General features: G+C 62.8%; 18 protein-coding genes and 1 tRNA gene. 13 read left to right on the top strand and 6 right to left on the bottom strand.

What is annotated here, in order from left to right:
• Window positions 1-148 precede the first annotated feature (148 nt).
• From J2X15_RS15860 to J2X15_RS15845, 4 genes are all read right to left on the bottom strand, one after another.
• Window positions 149-427: a hypothetical protein gene (locus J2X15_RS15860; protein WP_310344479.1), complete on the bottom strand. Its 279-nt coding sequence runs from the start codon at window positions 425-427 to the stop codon at window positions 149-151.
• Between the two features lie 125 nt (window positions 428-552).
• The gene (locus tag J2X15_RS15855) at window positions 553-1620 is read right to left on the bottom strand and encodes an aldo/keto reductase (protein WP_310344477.1); all 1068 of its coding nucleotides are present in this window, start codon (window positions 1618-1620) and stop codon (window positions 553-555) included.
• A gap of 69 nt (window positions 1621-1689) precedes the next feature.
• Window positions 1690-2529: a glycine-rich domain-containing protein gene (locus J2X15_RS15850; RefSeq protein ID WP_310344473.1), complete on the bottom strand. Its 840-nt coding sequence runs from the start codon at window positions 2527-2529 to the stop codon at window positions 1690-1692.
• Window positions 2510-4297, bottom strand: coding sequence for an acetate--CoA ligase (locus tag J2X15_RS15845; protein WP_310344470.1), 1788 nt, complete (start codon window positions 4295-4297; stop codon window positions 2510-2512). Before J2X15_RS15845 ends, J2X15_RS15850 begins: the two co-directional genes overlap by 20 nt.
• Window positions 4298-4332: 35 nt before the next feature.
• Between J2X15_RS15845 and J2X15_RS15840 the strand changes: the two genes are divergently transcribed.
• The 11 genes from J2X15_RS15840 to J2X15_RS15790 all read left to right on the top strand — a co-directional run bounded on the left by J2X15_RS15840 (window position 4333) and on the right by J2X15_RS15790 (window position 15027).
• Window positions 4333-5235, top strand: a complete 903-nt coding sequence (locus tag J2X15_RS15840; RefSeq protein WP_310344467.1) for an alpha/beta fold hydrolase — start codon at window positions 4333-4335, stop codon at window positions 5233-5235.
• Window positions 5236-5282: 47 nt separating this feature from the next.
• Complete coding sequence (locus J2X15_RS15835) at window positions 5283-6560, top strand: hypothetical protein (protein ID WP_310344465.1); 1278 nt, start codon at window positions 5283-5285, stop codon at window positions 6558-6560.
• 74 nt (window positions 6561-6634) lie between these two features.
• A protein-coding gene (gene prfB, locus J2X15_RS15830) for a peptide chain release factor 2 (protein WP_310344824.1) occupies window positions 6635-7739 on the top strand; the annotation gives its coding sequence in 2 pieces (ribosomal slippage) (window positions 6635-6715 and window positions 6717-7739; 1104 coding nt in all).
• 3 nt (window positions 7740-7742) lie between these two features.
• Entirely contained in the window at window positions 7743-8417 is a 675-nt protein-coding gene (locus J2X15_RS15825) for an HAD family hydrolase (RefSeq protein WP_310344462.1), read from the top strand.
• Window positions 8401-11067, top strand: coding sequence for an aminopeptidase N (gene pepN, locus J2X15_RS15820; protein WP_310344460.1), 2667 nt, complete (start codon window positions 8401-8403; stop codon window positions 11065-11067). Before J2X15_RS15825 ends, pepN begins: the two co-directional genes overlap by 17 nt.
• Window positions 11068-11084: 17 nt before the next feature.
• Complete coding sequence (locus J2X15_RS15815; RefSeq protein ID WP_310344457.1) at window positions 11085-11933, top strand: tetratricopeptide repeat protein; 849 nt, start codon at window positions 11085-11087, stop codon at window positions 11931-11933.
• Between the two features lie 22 nt (window positions 11934-11955).
• Window positions 11956-12987 carry a class 1 fructose-bisphosphatase gene (locus J2X15_RS15810; protein WP_310344456.1) on the top strand — a complete coding sequence of 344 codons (1032 nt, stop codon included), beginning with the start codon at window positions 11956-11958 and terminating at the stop codon, window positions 12985-12987.
• Window positions 12988-13024: 37 nt separating this feature from the next.
• A tRNA-Thr gene (locus J2X15_RS15805) sits at window positions 13025-13100 on the top strand.
• Between the two features lie 122 nt (window positions 13101-13222).
• The gene (locus J2X15_RS15800) at window positions 13223-14128 is read left to right on the top strand and encodes an RNA polymerase sigma factor (protein WP_310344454.1); all 906 of its coding nucleotides are present in this window, start codon (window positions 13223-13225) and stop codon (window positions 14126-14128) included.
• A 17-nt stretch (window positions 14129-14145) separates the two neighbouring features.
• The gene (locus J2X15_RS15795; RefSeq protein ID WP_310344451.1) at window positions 14146-14556 is read left to right on the top strand and encodes a YybH family protein; all 411 of its coding nucleotides are present in this window, start codon (window positions 14146-14148) and stop codon (window positions 14554-14556) included.
• 33 nt (window positions 14557-14589) lie between these two features.
• On the top strand, window positions 14590-15027 hold the full coding sequence (locus tag J2X15_RS15790; protein ID WP_310344448.1) for an NUDIX hydrolase: 438 nt from the start codon (window positions 14590-14592) through the stop codon (window positions 15025-15027).
• Here J2X15_RS15790 and J2X15_RS15785 read toward each other — a convergent pair.
• Both J2X15_RS15785 and J2X15_RS15780 read right to left on the bottom strand, forming a co-directional pair.
• Window positions 15000-15452, bottom strand: coding sequence for a globin family protein (locus tag J2X15_RS15785; RefSeq protein WP_310344447.1), 453 nt, complete (start codon window positions 15450-15452; stop codon window positions 15000-15002). The two genes, J2X15_RS15790 and J2X15_RS15785, sit on opposite strands and share 28 nt — an antisense overlap.
• 216 nt (window positions 15453-15668) lie before the next feature.
• Window positions 15669-17015 carry a sigma 54-interacting transcriptional regulator gene (locus J2X15_RS15780; RefSeq protein WP_310344446.1) on the bottom strand — a complete coding sequence of 449 codons (1347 nt, stop codon included), beginning with the start codon at window positions 17013-17015 and terminating at the stop codon, window positions 15669-15671.
• A 102-nt stretch (window positions 17016-17117) separates the two neighbouring features.
• Between J2X15_RS15780 and J2X15_RS15775 the strand changes: the two genes are divergently transcribed.
• A complete protein-coding gene (locus tag J2X15_RS15775; protein ID WP_310344444.1) occupies window positions 17118-17333 on the top strand; it encodes a hypothetical protein in 216 nt (71 codons plus the stop codon).
• A gap of 21 nt (window positions 17334-17354) precedes the next feature.
• The gene (locus J2X15_RS15770) at window positions 17355-18125 is read left to right on the top strand and encodes a YdcF family protein (RefSeq protein WP_310344442.1); all 771 of its coding nucleotides are present in this window, start codon (window positions 17355-17357) and stop codon (window positions 18123-18125) included.

Below are 18125 nucleotides of genomic sequence, written 5' to 3'. Positions count from 1 at the left end.
GTAGCCCAAAAACCCAGAGAAGCGTCCTGATATCCAGTGTGTACCAAATGGCTAATGCGGCAGCTGCTACGACGGCAAGGCCTATGAGTGCGTCATACGGTTTCGATTCCACGTTAGGCCCAATCGATCAACAAGTTAAGTTGTTCGTTCACGATGTGCTTTTGCCTTGCATTGAAAGTGCGTATTGGCGATTGTGTCCAAGCGGGAGCTCCTGGTCGCCCTGCACCACCGACCAGTTCTCATCGTTGATGTATATCTGCGTGTCGGTTGTCCCGTGGACAAATTCCACGAGCGGCTCGCCGGCGGAGCTGATCCGTAATGCCAACATTTCGTCTTGCAGCAACGTAAAGTCGTGGGCCCACGGTTCGATCCAGTACGTATGCGGACTTTCCGCGTGGTTTCGGAAGGTAAGAACGAAGCGAGACATTGACGCAACTTATCGAATGATGTTTGAAAGGGTCGTTGGAATTGAATCAAACTGGACCTTGTCATGGCGAATCTGGTTTCGCCGCACAACCTCCGCTGTGGGGCTATTTCTTGCCCCACTCCCCCTCACACCGCCGGATCGCGAATCTCCCAGCGGATGGCGTCGATCTGGGTCAGCAGTTCGGGCGACAGCGTAGTGCCCCAGGCGTTGATGTTCTCGTCCAACTGCTCCAGCGTACGCACGCCGATGATGGTGCTGGCGACTTGCCATTTGGTGTAGCAGAAGGCCAGGGCCAATTGCGTGGGGGTGAGGCCGTGCTCTTTGGCCAGCGCGTTGTAGCGGCGTGCGGCCTTGAGCGCATCGGGGCGGCCCCAGCGTTGCTTGCGGGTGGATTCGAACTTGCCCAGGCGGGCGTCTTTGGGCGCGCCTTCGCCGGTCAAACCAGTTTCATCGTACTTGCCGGTCAAAAGGCCAAAGGCCAGTGGCGAATACGGCAGCAGCGACACGCCCAGGCGGTGCAGGGTTTCGTCCAGGCCGTTTTCCACCGTGCGGGACAGCAGGCCGTAGTTGTTTTGCACCGTGGCAATGCGTGGCAGGCCGTGCTGCTCGGCCAGGCGCACAAACTCGTGCACGCCGTACGGCGTTTCGTTGGACAGGCCGATGGCGCGGACTTTTCCGGCCTTCACCAAGGTGTCCATGGCGCGCAGCTGCACTTCAATGCTGCTGCCACCCACGTTTTCATTCTTGGGGTCGTAGTACATGCCGCCAAACATGGGCACGTGGCGCACGGGCCAGTGGATCTGGTATAGGTCGATGGTCTCGATGTTCATGCGCTTGAGGCTGCCCTCACACGCGGCAATGATGTCTTCGGCCGTCAGGTTGCTGCTGCCATTGCGCACCCAGGGCATGCCGCGTGAGGGGCCGGCCACTTTGGTGGCGATGACCAGCTTTTCGCGGGCCGTGGGATTCTTTTTGATCCAGTTGCCGATGATTTTTTCGGTCAGGTTGAAGGTCTCGGCACGCGGTGGCACCGCGTACATCTCAGCGGTGTCGATGAAGTTGATGCCGCGCTCCAGCGAATGGCTGAGGATGGCGTGGGAGGTGGGTTCGTCCACCTGTTCGCCAAACACCATGGTGCCCAGGCAGATAGGGGTGACGTGCAGGTCGCTGGAGCCAAGTTGAACGGTTTTCATGGGAAGGCAGCTCGCAAAAGAAGGTGGGTTGAAGGAGAAGTCGGGCGATGGTAGCGCGGAGTGAAAGACCTAGTCGCCACCACAGCCTCCTCCCCCGCAACCGCTGTCGCCGCCACAGCCGCTGTCCGAACTGCTGTCGGAGCTGAAGCTGAAACCGTCGGACGATCCATCGCCCCCTCCCCCACATCCGCCACCACCGCCATCGCTGAAGCTGGTGCCGCAGTACGCGTCGGAGCCAGCCTTGTTGTCGATGTCGCGGCAGTTGGGCACATAGGTGAAGCCGCCGGCAATGGCGAACTTCTTGTCCAGCGCAAACAGCAGTGGCAGGCGCGTGGGCGCGCCTGGGTTGATGCTTTCTTCCTTGCAGGCCCAGAACCAGGCGCGGCGCAGGCCGCTGTTGCGCTTGGCGTCGCGGCCCAGCACCTCGGCCGGGCTGTGGTGCAACAGGCTGCCAAACGCGGCGTCGCACCACTGCTGGTAGCCGCGTGTGTGCAGGATGAACTCGTGCCAGGCCGCGTCCACCACCTTGGAGGGCATGGCCACAAACTGGCGCTTGCTGCGTAGATACGCGATGAAGAACTGGCGCAGGCCGTGCAGCACCAGCTCGGTGTCGCGCGCGCTGAGCTGCGGGTACTGCGCCATGAGCTTGGCGCCCAGAAAGCGTGGCAGCGGCGCCTCGCGCACAAACTGGCGGCGCAGGCTCAGCTCCCAGGCCCGCAAAGCAAAAAATACAAACACGGACAGTGCACCGCTCAGCACCAGGGCCAGAAAAAACATGCTGCGCCAGGGGCTGGCGGCATACTGCATGAGGGAGAACAGGGGCACCGCCAGCCACTTGCCCCAGCTCAGCCAGCTGATACGCCGAAGCAATGTCGGCCGAAACCTGGCGTTAAGCGCGGGCAGCTGCATAGCGCGCCTCCTCTTGCAGGCGCAGCACGCGGCGCTGCACCTTGCCGGTGGTGGTCATGGGCAGGGTGTCCACAAACTCGATCTCCTTGGGGTACTCATAGGGCGCCAGCTGGCCCTTCACGTGGACTTGCAGCTCCACGGTGAGTTTGGCATGCAATTGGCCTATAGCCCCCGTATCTCCTGCGCAAGCAGCTATGAAATCAGGAGCAATGACGACATAGGCCTTGACCAGCGCGCCGCGCTCGGCGTCGGGCTTGGGCACCACGGCGGCGTTGATCACGGCCGGGTGCTTGACCAGGCAGTTCTCGATTTCGCCCGGGCCAATGCGGTAGCCCGCGGCCTTGAACACATCGTCGCTGCGGCCCTGGTACCAGAGGTAGCCCTCGGCATCGCGCACCGCCAGGTCGCCTGTGCGGCACCAGTCGCCGGTGAACTTGGCGGCCGTGGCGGTGGGGTTCTTCCAGTAGCCCAAAAAGAAGATGGGGTCCGGGTGGCCGTGCACGTCCAGGCGGTGCAACGCCACGTCACCCGGCATGCCCACCGCACACTCGTTACCCGCGTCGTCAATCACCGCCACGCGGTGGCCGGGGTAGCCCATGCCCATGCTGCCGCCCTTGGCGGGCCAGTGGCGGCTGGAGTTGCCCACGATGTAGTTCATCTCGGTCTGGCCAAACATCTCGTTGGGCGTCACACCCAGCTGCCGCTCGCAGTAGCCAAACACTGCGTCGCCCACGGCCTCGCCCGCGCTCATGATGGCGTCCAGCTTCAGCTTGAACTGCTGGCGCACGGTTTTACCCCGTGCCCCACCCTCGCCCGGGTAAGCCTTCATCATGGCCTTGAGCGCGGTCGGAAAGAGGAAGGTGTGGGTCACGCCGCAGTCGCGCATCAATTCCAACGCCGTCTGCGGGCTGAAGCGCCCGTTGTAGGCCACGATGGGCCGGCCGAAGTACAGGCTGGGCAGCAGGGCATCCATGAGCCCGCCGGTCCAGGCCCAGTCGGCCGGCGACCAGAAGACGGCGTTGGAGCGCTGGTTGTCCTTGCCATTGAACCCAAACCAGTTGTGGCTGGCCACAAAGCCCGGCAGGTTGCCGATGAGCGCGCGGTGCGGAATCAGCGCGCCCTTGGGGTTGCCGGTGGTCCCGCTGGTGTAGATCAGCACGGCGGCCTCGTCGGCGCGCGTATCCACCGCGGTGAAGTGCTTGGGCGCCTTGGCCAGCGCTGCGGCGTAATTCAGATCAGCGCTGCGCGTAGCGGCAGTCGTCCCCACACCGACAACCGTGCGCAGCAGCGGGCAGTCATCACGCACGCTGCTCAGCGCTTCCAGCGACGTGGCATCGCAAATCGCCACCACGGCCTCGCTGTCGTGCAGGCGGTACTGCAGCGCCTCGGGCCCAAACAGCATGGACAGCGGCATGGCCACCGCGCCCAGCTGCAGCACCGCCATATAGGCCACGGCAGTCTCAAACCGCTGCGGCAGCACGATGCCCACACGGTCCCCGCGCTGCACGCCCAGCTGGTGCAGCAGGTTGGACAAGCGGTTGGCCTGCGCCTGCAGCTCTGCATACGTATAAAAAGTACTGCTAGCCCCCGTGGAATATGCGCGAACAGCTATTCTTTTCGTAGCATCTGGCTGTGCTGCCCAGCGGCCACAGCAGGCCTGCGCCATGTTGAAGAACTCCGGCACCTGCCAGCCAAAGCCCGCGTGCAGCGCGGCGTAGCCAGGGGGCAGCGCGGGCGGGGTAGTGTCTCTGTGTTGACTGACTGGCATGCCCTGTCTCCTTGTGCGTCCTTATGATTCGGTGAATGTACCAAGTCAAAAGACCCTGCCAAAGCGAATTCGTCCCCATCCGTAATCTCACCTACCACGTGCAAGTCTGGGGCCAGCCCGCGCCCGGCAAGGTGCCGTTGGTCATGGTGCATGGCTGGATGGACGTAGCCGCCAGCTACCAGTTTGTGGTGGACGCGTTTGCCGCCGACCACTACATCATCGCCCCCGACTGGCGCGGCTATGGAAAAACCAAAGCCCCCCACACCGACAACTACTGGTACCCCGACTACCTGGCCGACCTGGACTTTCTGCTGGACCACTACGTGCAAGACCAGCCCGTGAACCTGGTGGGCCACAGCATGGGTGGCAATGTGGTGATGATGTACGGCGGCGTGCGCCCCGAGCGCATTCGCCGCCTGGTGAACCTGGAAGGCTTTGGCATGCCCACCACCATTCCCGCGCAGGCGCCCGGCCGCTTGGCGACCTGGATGGACGAGCTGAAGAAGCTGCGCGCGGGCGACATGGACCTGAAGGCCTACAACAGCGCCGACGGCGTGGCCCGCCGCCTCATGAAGACCAACCCTCGCCTGGGCCAGGACAAGGCCGACTGGCTGGCCCGCCACTGGGCGGCCGAAACGGCGGACGGCAAATGGGCCATCCAGGGCGACGCCGCGCACAAGGTGACGAATGCGCAGCTGTACCGTGTGGACGAGGTGACGGAGATATACAAGCGCCTCTCCATGCCCGTGCTGGCCGTGGAAGCGTCAGACAACAGCCTGGACCTGTGGTGGAAAGGCAAGTACACGCTGGCCGAGTACCACGAGCGCCTGAAGGTGGTGCCCAACGTGGAAATCGCCCGCATCGAGGATGCCGGCCACATGATGCACCACGACCAACCCGAGGTACTGGCCCGGTTGATTGAACGCTTTATCGCCTAGGCGCCCCATAATGATTGGCTGAGAGCCCCCTTCCTCAGGAGACCCCCATGCCAACCAGCCACCGCCACAGCCTTCTCGCCACCACCGTCTTGATGGCGCTGGGCAGCAACGCCAGCCATGCACAAACCCAGGTCGTCAAGCCCCCCGTGGCGCAGTACTGGATGGACGTGGCCACGGTGCGCATGGCCGACATGGACGAGCTGCCCAACCTGGGCACCATGGGCGGCCTGGCGGCCAGTATGGCGGGCGTCAAAGGCATGGGCGACAACAGCTTTGGCGCCACCAAGGGCATGATGCCCGGCCGCTGGCTGGACATTGCCGTCACCACCCAGCGCAAGCCCGCGGGCACCACCGCCACCCAAACCATTCCACCGGGCCTGAACCTGGGCGCCAGCCTCACGCTGCTGCCCCCGGAGCCCGTGGCCAGCAAGCCCGCCGCACCCCAGGGCCAGGGCACCGAAGACAACGTACCCGAGCAGCCCAAGGGCCGCATCCTGCTGTACTGGGGTTGCGGCGACACGGTGCGTGCCGGCCAGCCCAAGGTGCTGGACCTGGCCAACACCAAGCCCGAGGACTACGCCAAGTTCATGCTGGGGCGCGCCACGCGGGAGCGTGGCGCCACCGCTGCGCCCGGCAACGCCATCTGGCCCAACCCGCAGAACAAACAACTGGTGCCCAAGGGCGCATCCCTGGTGGGCGACCACAAGGTGGCGGGCGATGGCATTCCCGCCAGCCTGCAGTTTGGTATTGGCCAGGTGCAAGACTTCATGCCGCCGCTGACCCTGGCGGCCACGGGCGGCGGTGCCGCCGCCGCCAGCCTGGCCTGGCCGGCCCAGCCGCAGGCGCGCGCTTACTTTCTGAACGCCATGGGCGGCAGTGATGGAGAAATGGTGCTGTGGAGCTCGGCCGAGACGCCCGAACCCGGCTGGGGCCTGATGGACTACCTGAGCACGCCCAACCTCGACAAATGGCTGGCCGACAAGACCCTGCTGCCCACCAGCCAGACCCAGTGCGCCATTCCGGCCGGCATTTTTGCCAAGTCCAAGGGCGCCATGGTGCGCGGCATTGCCTATGGGCAAGAGCTGAACCTGGTCTACCCACCCCGCCCCACGGATAAAAAAGTGCCTTGGGCGCCCGACTGGGCCGCCCGCGTGCGCGTGAAAAGCGTGGCCACCTTGCCGCTGGACGCCGCGGCGAGCGGACGTGCGGAGCCCCCTGCCAAACCCGATGTGCCGGACGATTCCCAGTCCAACAAATCGCTGCTACCGGCCGTGCCCGGAGTTCCCGGCTTGGGCAATGTGCTCAAGGGCCTGTTCGGCCGCTAGGGCTGGCGCGGGGCGCAGGCCCCCAAGCATGAGAAAATCGAGGTTTTCCCTTTCCGCAGAACGAGAACACCATGATCGAAGCAGAGCGCGTCAACCTTATCGGCACCACCCTGGCAGACCTGACCGCCAGGACCCAGGAACTTCGGGGGTATCTTTGACTACGATGCCAAAGCCGAGCGCCTGCGCACCGTCAATGCATCGTTAGAAGACCCCACCGTCTGGAACGACCCCAAACGCGCCCAGGAGCTGGGCAAAGAAAAGAAGATGCTGGACGGCGTGGTTGTCACGCTCAATGACCTGACCAGCAACCTGGCCGACAACACCGAGTTGTTCGAGATGAGCAAGGAAGACGGCGACGAAGCCGGCCTGCTCACCATCGAGGCCGAGACCGCCAAACAGGCCACCATCATCGAGGGCCTGGAATTCCGCCGCATGTTCAACAACCCGGCCGACCCCCTGCCCTGCTTCCTGGACATCCAGGCCGGCGCCGGTGGCACCGAGGCGTGTGACTGGGCCAGCATGCTGCTGCGCCAGTACCTGAAGTACGCAGAACGCAAGGGCTTCACCGCCACGGTGGAAGACATCACCGATGGCGACACGGCCGGCATCAAGGGCGCCACCATCAAGATCGAGGGCGAATACGCCTTTGGCCTGCTGCGCACCGAAACCGGCGTGCACCGCCTGGTGCGCAAGTCGCCGTTCGATTCATCGGGTGGCCGCCACACCTCGTTCGCGTCCGTCTTTGTGTACCCCGAGATTGATGACTCGATCGAGATCGAGATCAACCCCAGCGATGTGCGCACCGACACCTTCCGCGCGTCTGGCGCCGGCGGTCAGCACATCAACAAGACCGACTCGGCCGTGCGCCTGACGCACATCCCCACCGGCATCGTGGTGCAGTGCCAGGACGGCCGCAGCCAGCACAGCAACCGCGACGTGGCGTGGAAACGCCTGCGCAGCCGCCTGTATGACTTCGAGCTGCGCAAGCAGCAAGAGGCCCAGCAAAAGCTGGAAGACACCAAGACCGACGTGGGCTGGGGCCACCAGATCCGCAGCTATGTGCTGGACAACAGCCGCATCAAGGACCTGCGCACCAACGTCGAAGTGTCAGCTACCCAAAAGGTGCTGGACGGCGATCTGGATGTGTTCATCCAGGCTTCGTTGAAGCAGGGCATCTAAGGCATGCTGGACGCTTTGATCTTCGACATGGACGGCACCATGATCGACTCCATGCCCTCGCACCAGGAGAGCTGGGCGGTGTTTGCCCAGCGCCAGGGCCTGGACGTGGACATTGCCGACCTGATGCGCCGTACCACCGGCCGCACGGGCCTGGAGTGCATGCGCGATCTGTTTGGCCGCCCCGATATGGACGCGGCCGAGGCCATGGCCCATGTGCACGAGAAAGAAGCCGTGTACCGTGAGATCTTTGCGCCCATCTTTGCCGAGGTGGCAGGCTTCAAGGCCTTCTTTCAGCAGGCCCATGCGCGCGGCCTCAAGCTCGGCGTGGGCACGGCGGGCGACCGCCGCAATCAGGCCTTTGCCTACGCCAACCTGCAAATGCCCATCGCCCCGCTCACCACCGTGGGTGGCGACGAGGGCCTGCCCGGCAAACCCGACCCTGCCATCTTTCTGGAAGCCGCGCGCCGCATGGGCGTGGAGCCCGCGCGCTGCATCGTGTTTGAAGACGCGCCGCTGGGCATCGAAGCCGCACGCCGCGCCGGCATGCGCGCCGTGGGCATTGCCAGCAGCCACGCGCCCGAAGAACTCCGCGGCCCGCACGTGCTGGCCGTGGTACCCGATTACCACGCTTTGATCACATCCCAATTTCTGGAGACACACCATGTTGCAACTTCGTGAGGCCTCGGGCCCAGCTGCGGTGATCCACCGCGGCGACTACACCGCCCCCGCCTACTGGATCGACACCGTCGATCTGAGTTTTGACCTGGACCCCGCCAAGACGCGCGTGCTCAACAAGATGACGCTGCGCCGCAACCCGGATGTGGAAGCTGGCCCCCTGCGCCTGGACGGCGAAGAGCTGAACCTGGCCCGCGTGCTGGTGAACGGCCAAGGCACCAGCTTCAAGATGGAAAACAACCAGCTGGTGCTGGAAAACCTGCCCGAAGGCCACGAGCCCTTTGCGCTGGAAATCTTCACCACCTGCGCGCCCGTGAAGAACACCAAGCTCATGGGCTTGTACGTCAGCAACGAGTCGTTCTTCACGCAGTGCGAGGCCGAGGGCTTCCGCCGCATCACCTACTTCCTGGACCGTCCCGACGTGATGGCCATGTACACGGTGACCCTGCGTGCTGACAAGGCCAAGTACCCCGTGCTGCTCTCCAACGGCAACCTGGTGGAGCACGGCACGCTGGAAGATGGCCGCCACTTCGCCAAGTGGGTGGACCCGCACAAGAAGCCCTCCTACCTGTTTGCGCTGGTGGCGGGCCAGCTGGTGGCGCGCGAGCAGCGCATCACCAGCCGAGCAGGCAAAGAGCATTTGCTGCAGGTGTACGTGCGCCCCGGCGATCTGGACAAAACCGAACACGCCATGAACAGCCTGATGGCCAGCGTGGCCTGGGACGAAGCTCGCTTCGGCCTGCCGCTGGACCTGGAGCGCTTCATGATCGTCGCCACCAGCGACTTCAACATGGGCGCCATGGAGAACAAGGGCCTGAACATTTTCAACACCAAGTACGTGTTGGCCAACCAGGCCACCGCCACCGATGTGGACTACAGCAACATCGAGAGCGTGGTGGGCCACGAGTACTTCCACAACTGGACCGGCAACCGCATCACCTGCCGCGACTGGTTCCAGCTCTCCTTGAAAGAAGGCCTGACCGTGTTCCGCGACCAGGAATTCAGCCAGGACCTGTGCGCCGAGCCATCGGCCCGTGCCGTCAAGCGCATTGAAGACGTGCGCGTGCTGCGCACCGCCCAGTTCCCCGAAGACGCGGGCCCCATGGCCCACCCGGTGCGGCCCGACAGCTACATCGAGATCAACAACTTCTACACCGTCACCATCTACGAGAAGGGTGCGGAGGTGGTTCGCATGATGCAGACCCTGACCAGCCGCGTCGGCTTTGCCAAGGGCATGACGCTGTACTTCGAGCGCTTTGACGGCCAAGCCGTGACGTGTGACGACTTCGCGCAAAGCATTGCCGACGCCAACCCAGATTCGGCGTTGGCCAAACTGCTGCCACAGTTCAAACGCTGGTACAGCCAAGCCGGCACACCCCGCCTGGCCGCCCGCGGCGAATACGACGCAGCGGCGCAGACCTACACCCTGCACTTCACCCAAAGCTGCGCGCCCACGCCGGGCCAGGTGGCCAAAGAGCCTTTTGTCATCCCGGTCAGCTTGGGCCTGGTGGGTGCCACCAGCCACACCGACACCCAGCTGTTTGTGATGACCGAGGCCGCGCAAAGCCTGACCTTCAACAACGTGACCGAAGAGCCCGTGCCCTCCATCCTGCGCGGCTTCTCGGCCCCCGTGGTGCTGGACTTTGACTACACCGACGCCCAGCTGCTCACCCTGCTGGCCAACGACCCTGACCCGTTCAACCGCTGGGAAGCCGGCCAGCGCTTGGCGCTGCGTAGCGCTATCAATTGCATAGCTGCTGGCGCATATTCCACGGGGGCTACACCCTTAAATGATGCATACATCGACGCCATGCGCGCCGTGCTGCGTCACCCCACGCTGGACGCCGCGTTCAAGGAACTGGTGCTGACCCTGCCCAGCGAGACCTACATCGCCGAGCAACTGGACGTGGTGGACCCACAGCGCATCCACGCGGTGCGCGAAGCCATGCGCCTGCAGCTGGCCACGGCCCTGCAGGCCGACTGGGAATGGGCGTTTGATGCCCACCAGTACAACGGTGCCTACGAGCCCGACCCCGTATCCAGCGGCCGCCGCGCGCTGGCCGGCCTGGCGCTCACCTTCTTGAACCTGGCCGCCGTGCAGAGCGGTGACACCGTGTGGCCCGGCAAAACGCTGCAGCGCTTCAAGGACGCGGGCAACATGACCGACCGCTTCAACGCCCTCGCCGCCCTGGTGGGCAGCGGCCATGCGCTGGCGGCCCAGGCCCTGGCCCGTTTCCACGCGTTGTTCAAAGACGAGGCGCTGGTGCTGGACAAATGGTTTGCCCTGCAAGCGGGAACGAGCGACCGCGGCGGCCAGGTGCTGCCCGCCGTGCGCCAGCTCATGGCCCACCCAGACTTCAACCTGCGCAACCCCAACCGCGCGCGCAGCGTCATCTTCAGCTACTGCAGCGCCAACCCCGGTGGCTTCCACAGGGCGGACGCCGCAGGCTACGTGTTCTGGGCCGACCGCGTGATGGAGCTGGACGGCATCAACCCCCAGGTGGCTGCCCGCCTGGCCCGCGCGCTGGACCGCTGGAAGAAGCTGGCCGAGCCCTACCGCAGCGCCGCGCGCGAAGCGCTGGTGCGCGTGGCCGCCAAGGTCGACCTCAGCAACGATGTGCGCGAGGTGGTAGACCGCGCGCTGGCCGACTAAACGTACCGCACACGGCCATGGCCCTCTTCGGTTTCGCATCCCCTGCAGACAAGTTTGCGCGGCGGTTTAACCCGCTGCGCGACACGGTGTACGACGCCGACGCCATGTTCAGCGGCTCGGCCATGTCGGAAGACCTGGAAGCGCTGCTGCCGCTGGCGGAGAAGGTGGGCGCGGAGTCTGCGGAGATGGCCGACCTGCTGTGGTTGCAGTTTGTGGTGTTTGCCAAGCGCCAGTGGGACTCTGAGGGCCTGCCCCTGGGCCTGCGCGCGCTGGCCATCCGCGAGTCGCGTGGTGGCCTGACCCCCACCGACCGCTACGAGCAGCACTACGCCATCGGCAAATCGGCCGTGCAGGCCGAGGAATACGATGCGGCCATAACCCACCTGCAGCAGGCCGCCGAATGGTCTGCGCACGCCAGCGCCACGCTTAGCCTGGACCAGAAGCTGGGCATCCGCGAAGAGATTGGCTACGCCCTGCACGAGGCCGAGCGCTACGCTGAAGCCCTGGCCCACAACCAACAGCTGCTGGCCGATGCGCAGAGCGCCTTTGGCACAGCCACCGATGAGCGCCTGTCTGGCGTCATCAACAACCTGGCGCAAAACGCCTACGAACTGGGCGACCACGCCCAGGCACAGGCCTACCTGCAGCAGCGCCTGGCGCTGGGCCAGGCCTTGCAAGACAACGACATCGTTCTGGACACGCTGTTTCAACAAGGCGTGCTGGCGCATGAGGCAGGCGATGCGGCACGGGCCCGCGACTTGCTTGAACAACGCGTAGCCATCGCCCGCGCCAGCGGCGACGAAGACCTGCTGGAAGACGCACAAGCCCGGCTGGACGAACTGACCGAACGCGAACAAGCCGACTGATTTTTAACTTAGGGACCATTCCATGACACAACGTATATCGCTCACGCGCTACCTGATCGAGAAGCAGCGCGGCCACGAAGGCCAGTTGGCCGGCCAGGGTGCCATTCCGCCGCAGCTGCGCCTGCTGCTGGAGGTGGTGGCCCGCGCCTGCAAAAGCATCAGCCTGGCCGTGACCAAGGGCGCCCTGGGCGGCGTGCTGGGCACAGCCGAGAGCGAAAACGTGCAGGGCGAAATCCAGAAGAAGCTGGACATCATTGCCAACGAAGTGCTGATCGAAGCCAACGAATGGGGTGGCCACCTGGCCGCCATGGCCAGCGAGGAAATGGAAGGCATCTACGTGGTGCCCAACCGCTACCCGCAAGGCGAATACCTGCTGATGTTTGACCCGCTGGACGGCTCCAGCAACATCGACGTGAACGTCAGCATCGGCACCATCTTCAGCGTGCTGCTCAAGTCGCCCGAAGGCCCCGCCGTGAGCGAGCAAGACTTTTTGCAACCCGGCACCCAGCAAGTGGCCGCGGGCTACTGCCTGTATGGCCCGCAAACCACGCTGGTGCTGACGCTGGGCGAAGGCGTGGCCATGTTCACGCTGGACCGCGAGCAAGGCTCGTTTGTGCTGACGCAAGAGAACGTGCGCGTGCCCGAGGACACGCAAGAGTTCGCCGTCAACATGAGCAATATGCGCCACTGGGACGAGCCCGTGAAGCGCTACATCGACGAATGCCTGCAGGGCAAAGATGGCCCGCGCAGCAAAGACTTCAACATGCGCTGGATTGCCAGCATGGTGGCCGATGTGCACCGCATCCTGACCCGCGGCGGCGTCTTCATGTACCCCTGGGACAAGCGCGAACCCGAGAAGCCAGGCAAGCTGCGCCTGATGTACGAAGCCAACCCCATGGGCTGGTTGATCGAGCAAGCTGGCGGCGCAGCCACCGATGGCAAGCAACGCATTCTGGACATCCAACCCACCAAGCTGCACCAGCGCGTCGCCGTGTTCCTGGGATCGAAAAACGAGGTGGAACGCGCCACCCGCTACCACTCGGAAGCGGCCTGACGGTGAGAGGCAGCCCGCTATAATTGCGGGCTTAGTTGCCGGTGTAGCTCAGTCGGTAGAGCAGCTCATTCGTAATGAGAAGGTCGGGTGTTCGATTCATCTCTCCGGCACCAAAATTTGAAAGCCCCTAGCTGTTATGGCTAGGGGCTTTTTTCAACTCGATGTGCTTTGACGGTGCTCTCAGTTTTTTCGCCAAAACTGTCACAGTGCCTATCTCTGAACCGTCTAAATTGGCATGTACCGCAGAAATCCACCATCACGCTTGCCTATTTCAGACGATGCCCATTTCATGCACACGGATGAACACCTGGTAGAACTCTCACTGTCGGGCGATACGCAATCACTGAATATTTTGCTGCGTCGCCATCAAGACTGGCTTTACAACGTAGCGTTGCGCATGCTCCAGCAGCCTCAAGATGCCGAAGAAGCCACACAAGAGAGTCTGCTAAAAATCATCACCCATCTATCAACATTTCGGGGGCACAGCGCTTTCAGCACCTGGGCCTATCGGATTGCCTTCAATCTTATTCTTGATCGAAAGCGCAGCGCCCCAGAAGTGGCCGTGCAAGGGTTCAACTGTTATGCCGACTATTTGGCCCGCGCAGTCGATGAAGATCTAGGCGTTGAGTATGGTTCTGCGCCCGAGCGCAACCTCCTTGTAGAAGAGGCCAAACTCAGTTGCTTGATGGGAATGCTTCTCTGTCTGGATCGTCGGCAACGCTTGATATTCCTCTTGGGTGAGATTTTCGAGATCAGCGACACCGTAGGCAGCCAAGTGTTGGAAATCAGCAAAGACAACTTCCGCCAGTTGTTGTCACGCGCGCGGCAGGAATTGAGCGCTTTCATGCAGGATCGGTGTGGTTTGGTAAATCCGCTCAACCCTTGCCGTTGTGCGCGAAAGACCCGGGCTTTTGTGCGGGATGGAATTGTGGATCCATCAAAACTCGTGTTTGCCAGAACACATGTCATTCGCGTAAAGGACATTTCAATCGAGGGGCGCAAGACATTTGACACCTTGATCGACGACACCAATACCACCTTGTACCGAGAGCACCCATTTGTCGACGCACCAGACTTGGTTTCAAAGTTGCGTGAAACACTCACGGGCGAGAGCTTCCAAACACTACTTCAACTCCACTGAACCTCCAAGAAAACCTTATGAACACTCCTCAAATGTCTTTCAACAGCCCAGCTCAACAGGAAGTGTGGACCACATTGCGAGCGCTGAACGATGCTTGGACAAAGGGCAATCCGGATGACCTAGCAATGTATTTCCACCGGAACATGGTTGCAATCACTGCGACCGAGCGCAATCGCCTAAACGGTGGTGCAGCCTGTATCGCAGGTTGGAAAGGCTTCGCTACATCGACCCGCATTCACCACTGGACAGAGATTGATCCCGTCGTTCATGTTTACGGTGACTCTGCCGTTGTCGCCTATGACTTCGACATGTCATTCGACATGAACGGACAAACTATCCATATGGGCGGACGTGATCTCTTTTTCTTCGTGAAAGAATCAGAGAAGTGGTGGGCAGTAGCGGATCAATACTCCGCATATCCTAACTAAGGCCACTTCACATTCAGCTTTCGGAACAACTATATGAAACCAATACGTTGTGCCTGCCTGGTCGCAGTACAAGATGAGAAGTTGTTGTTGGTACGTGTGCGTGGGAATATGCACTGGTACTTACCTGGTGGAAAAATTGAACCAGAGGAACAACCAGAAGTTGCACTCCAACGCGAATTGCTGGAAGAGCTGGGTATTCACGCGGATCCCACTACCGTGCGCTATCTCTATACCGTGCAAGGGCCAGCCTACGGAGAACCGGGAGAAGTCGAACTCCTCTGTTTCGAAGCTCAATGGAGTGGGCATCCCCAACCTCAGGGGGAAGTTAGGGAGGTGGAATGGATTGATGTGCAGGAATTAATTAGGTTTGCGCCAGCTGTTCAAATCCTCTGTATTGATCATCTGCGAAACGACCAAGCAAGCCGGACAGATGCACTACCGCCTCAAACAGTAGCCGCATCCTGCTCCTGATGCCGCTTGATGCGCTCCGCTTCCAGCGCGCCAAACTGCATCACATCGGCCAGCAGGCCGTAGGCGGCGGTCCAGGCTTCGCGCACTTCGGGGGTGAACTTCTCGCCCAGGCCGGCGCTCAGCGTCCACAGCAGGGCGGTGCCCACGGTCACATAGTGTTCTTCGCGCACGCCATAGCCCACGTGGCGGGCGCCCAGGCTGCGCAGAACGGGGGCCAGGTTGTCCAGGTCCTTCAGGCCGTGCACGGCCGAGCCGATCATGGACATGAGCATGCGGCCCTGGTTGGGCATGTCGCCCTTGAACAATTGCTTAAGCGAGGGGTCCAGCGTAAAGAGGCGGTCGTAAAACAGCTCGGCCGCGGTGGCGGCGATGGGGCGCACGTCTTCGAAGGAGGCCTGGACGAGGTTGATTTGTTCGGAGTTCATGGTGTTTACCTTGGGGTACGTGTTGAATAAGACCCGCACTACTATCCACGAAGCGTGCCAAAACTTTTCTTCAATGAAATCAACCACTTAGCGCAAAACAGGGGTGGCGGTTTGTCGGCAAACACCGACACGGCCCTGCGCCCAAAAACAAAACCCCAATGAAATCAACAACTTAGGGTGTCGGCGTTTGCCGACAGTTTGGGCCGGCCCGCAGGCTCAGTTTTTGAACTGCGCGGGTTCCAGCTGGTGGCGGGCCATGAGCGCATAAAAGTCGGTGCGGTTGCGCTGGGCCAGCTTGGCGGCCTGGGCAACGTTGCCGTTGGTGATCTTGAGCAGGCTGGTGAGGTAGTCGCGCTCAAACTCTTTGCGCGCCTCGTCCAGCGAGAGCAGCTCGGGCCCCTGGGTGCTAATGGCGCTTTGCACCAGCGTGGCGGGGATGACGGCGCCGGTGCTCATCACCACGCACTTTTCCACCACGTTTTGCAGCTGCCGCACATTGCCGGGCCAGGCCGCCACGCTGAGCTGCTCCAGCCCTCCGGGCGCAAAGGTGTTGACGGGCTTGGCGTAGCGCAGCGCCAGGCTTTGCAAAAAGTAGTTAGCCAGTAGCGGGATGTCTTCTCGCCTGTCGGCCAGCGGCGGCAGGGTGAGGCCGACGACGTTGAGGCGGTAGTACAGGTCTTCACGGAAGGTGCCGGCGGCCACCTCGGCCTCCAGCGTGCGGTGCGATGCGGAGATGACGCGTACGTCCACTTTGTGCGGCTTGCTGGCGCCCACGGGGCGCACCTCGCGCTCTTGCAGCACGCGCAGCAGCTTGACCTGCATGGCCAGCGGCAGGTCGGCAATTTCGTCCAGAAAAATGGTGCCCTTGTGGGCGCTGGTGAACATGCCGGGGTTGTCGCGCACGGCGCCGGTAAACGCGCCCTTCACATGGCCAAACAGCTCGGCCTCCACCAGGTTCTCGGGGATGGCGCCGCAGTTCACGGCCACAAAGGCTTCGTCCGCCCGCGTGCTGGAGGCGTGCACGGCGCGGGCCAGCAACTCTTTGCCAGTGCCGCTCTCGCCGTGGATGAGCACCGAGGCATCGCTCTGCGCCATGCGGCGGGCTTCGGCCAGTAGCTTCTCCATGCGCGGACTGCGGGTGATGATGGCCTCGCGCCAGCTTTCGCCCGGGCCATCGCCCGGCATGTCGGCGCCCAGCGCGCTGGAGATGGCCAAGGCGCGGTCCACCTCGCGCATCAGCGCGGCGCCTTCAAACGGCTTGGTGATGTAGCCGAACACGCCTTTTTGCATGGCGCGCACGGCGTCGGGGATGGTGCCATTGGCCGTGAGGATGACCACAGGCATGAGCGGGAAGCGGCGGTGGATGGCTTCGAACAGCTGCAGGCCGTCCATCTCGGGCATGCGCAGGTCGGTGATGACCATGTGGGGCACTTCGAGGTCGAGCTTGGCGAGCGCCATGGGGCCGCCGTCGGCCGAGGTCACGTCGTGCCCCTCGTAGCGCAGGCGCATGGACAGGGACTTCAGCAGGTCTGCGTCGTCGTCAACGACAAGAATGCGCGCCATGGTTCTCCCACACATTTCAAAATAGCGCCCATCTTGCCACGGTGCGGCTGACCATCGGTCAAAATGAGGCCCCGCTCGCCGCCCCACCCCTGAAGGACACCCATGCGCGCACTCTTTGGAATCGTCAGTTTGCTGGTCGTCTTGGCCATCGTCGGCGTGTTGGCCAAGAAGCAGTTGGGCGGCACCACCGCCGTGGTGCCCGGGGCCACGCCAGGCGCCACCCCGCAGCAGCAAAGCCAGCAGATTCAGCAGCAGGTCAAACAATCGGTAGAGGGCGCCATGCAGCAAGCACGCCCCATGCCAGACGACACCAAATAACCCTCCCCATCTCCTTTCTACATGTTCATTGCTTCCAAACTTCTTGGTCTGTTGTCCCAGCCGCTGCTGTGGGTGCTCGTATTGATGGTGCTGAGCCTGCTGGTGCTGAAGCGCCGCCCACGCACAGGCAAGCGCCTGCTGGGCCTGGCACTGGTGCTGATGGTGCTGACGGCTTGGCAGCCGCTGCCCGAGCTGATCATTCGCCGGCTAGAGGCCCAATACCCCGAGCTGGCGCCGCAGGCCGACCTGAGTGGCTACGCTGGCATGGTGGTACTGGGTGGGGCTACTGAGTCGGGCCGCACGCAGATGGCGCATGTGCAGCCCATGTTCAACGACGCGGCCGAGCGCATGACGGCACCCGTGGCGGCGCTGCGCAGCAACCCCAAGCTGCGCTTGCTGTACACCGGTGGCGAAGGATCACTGATGGGCGTTGGCCAGACCGAGGCCGAGCGCGCCAAGATGTTCTTCGACAGTATGGGCGTGAGCGGGCCGCAGGTGCAGTACGAATCGGTCTCCCGCAACACCTATGAAAACGCGGTGCTGACCGCGCAGCTGCCGGGCGTAGACCCCATGCAGCGCTGGCTGTTGGTCACCTCGGCCTGGCACATGCCGCGCTCCATGGCCACGTTTACCAAAGCGGGCTGGAATGTGACGGCCTACCCGGTGGACTTTCGCACTGGCGACAGCAGCGACTGGCTGGAATTTTCGATGGCAAGCGGCGCAGTGAACTGGCAGTTGGCGCTGCACGAACTGCTGGGCCTGGTGGCCTACAAGCTCACCGGGCGCATGTAG

Source organism: Rhodoferax saidenbachensis (assembly GCF_031457975.1).
GTDB lineage: Bacteria > Pseudomonadota > Gammaproteobacteria > Burkholderiales > Burkholderiaceae_C > Allorhodoferax > Allorhodoferax saidenbachensis_A.
The sequence above is the reverse complement of the archived record's forward strand: the minus strand, read 5'-3'. Positions and strand labels throughout refer to the sequence as shown.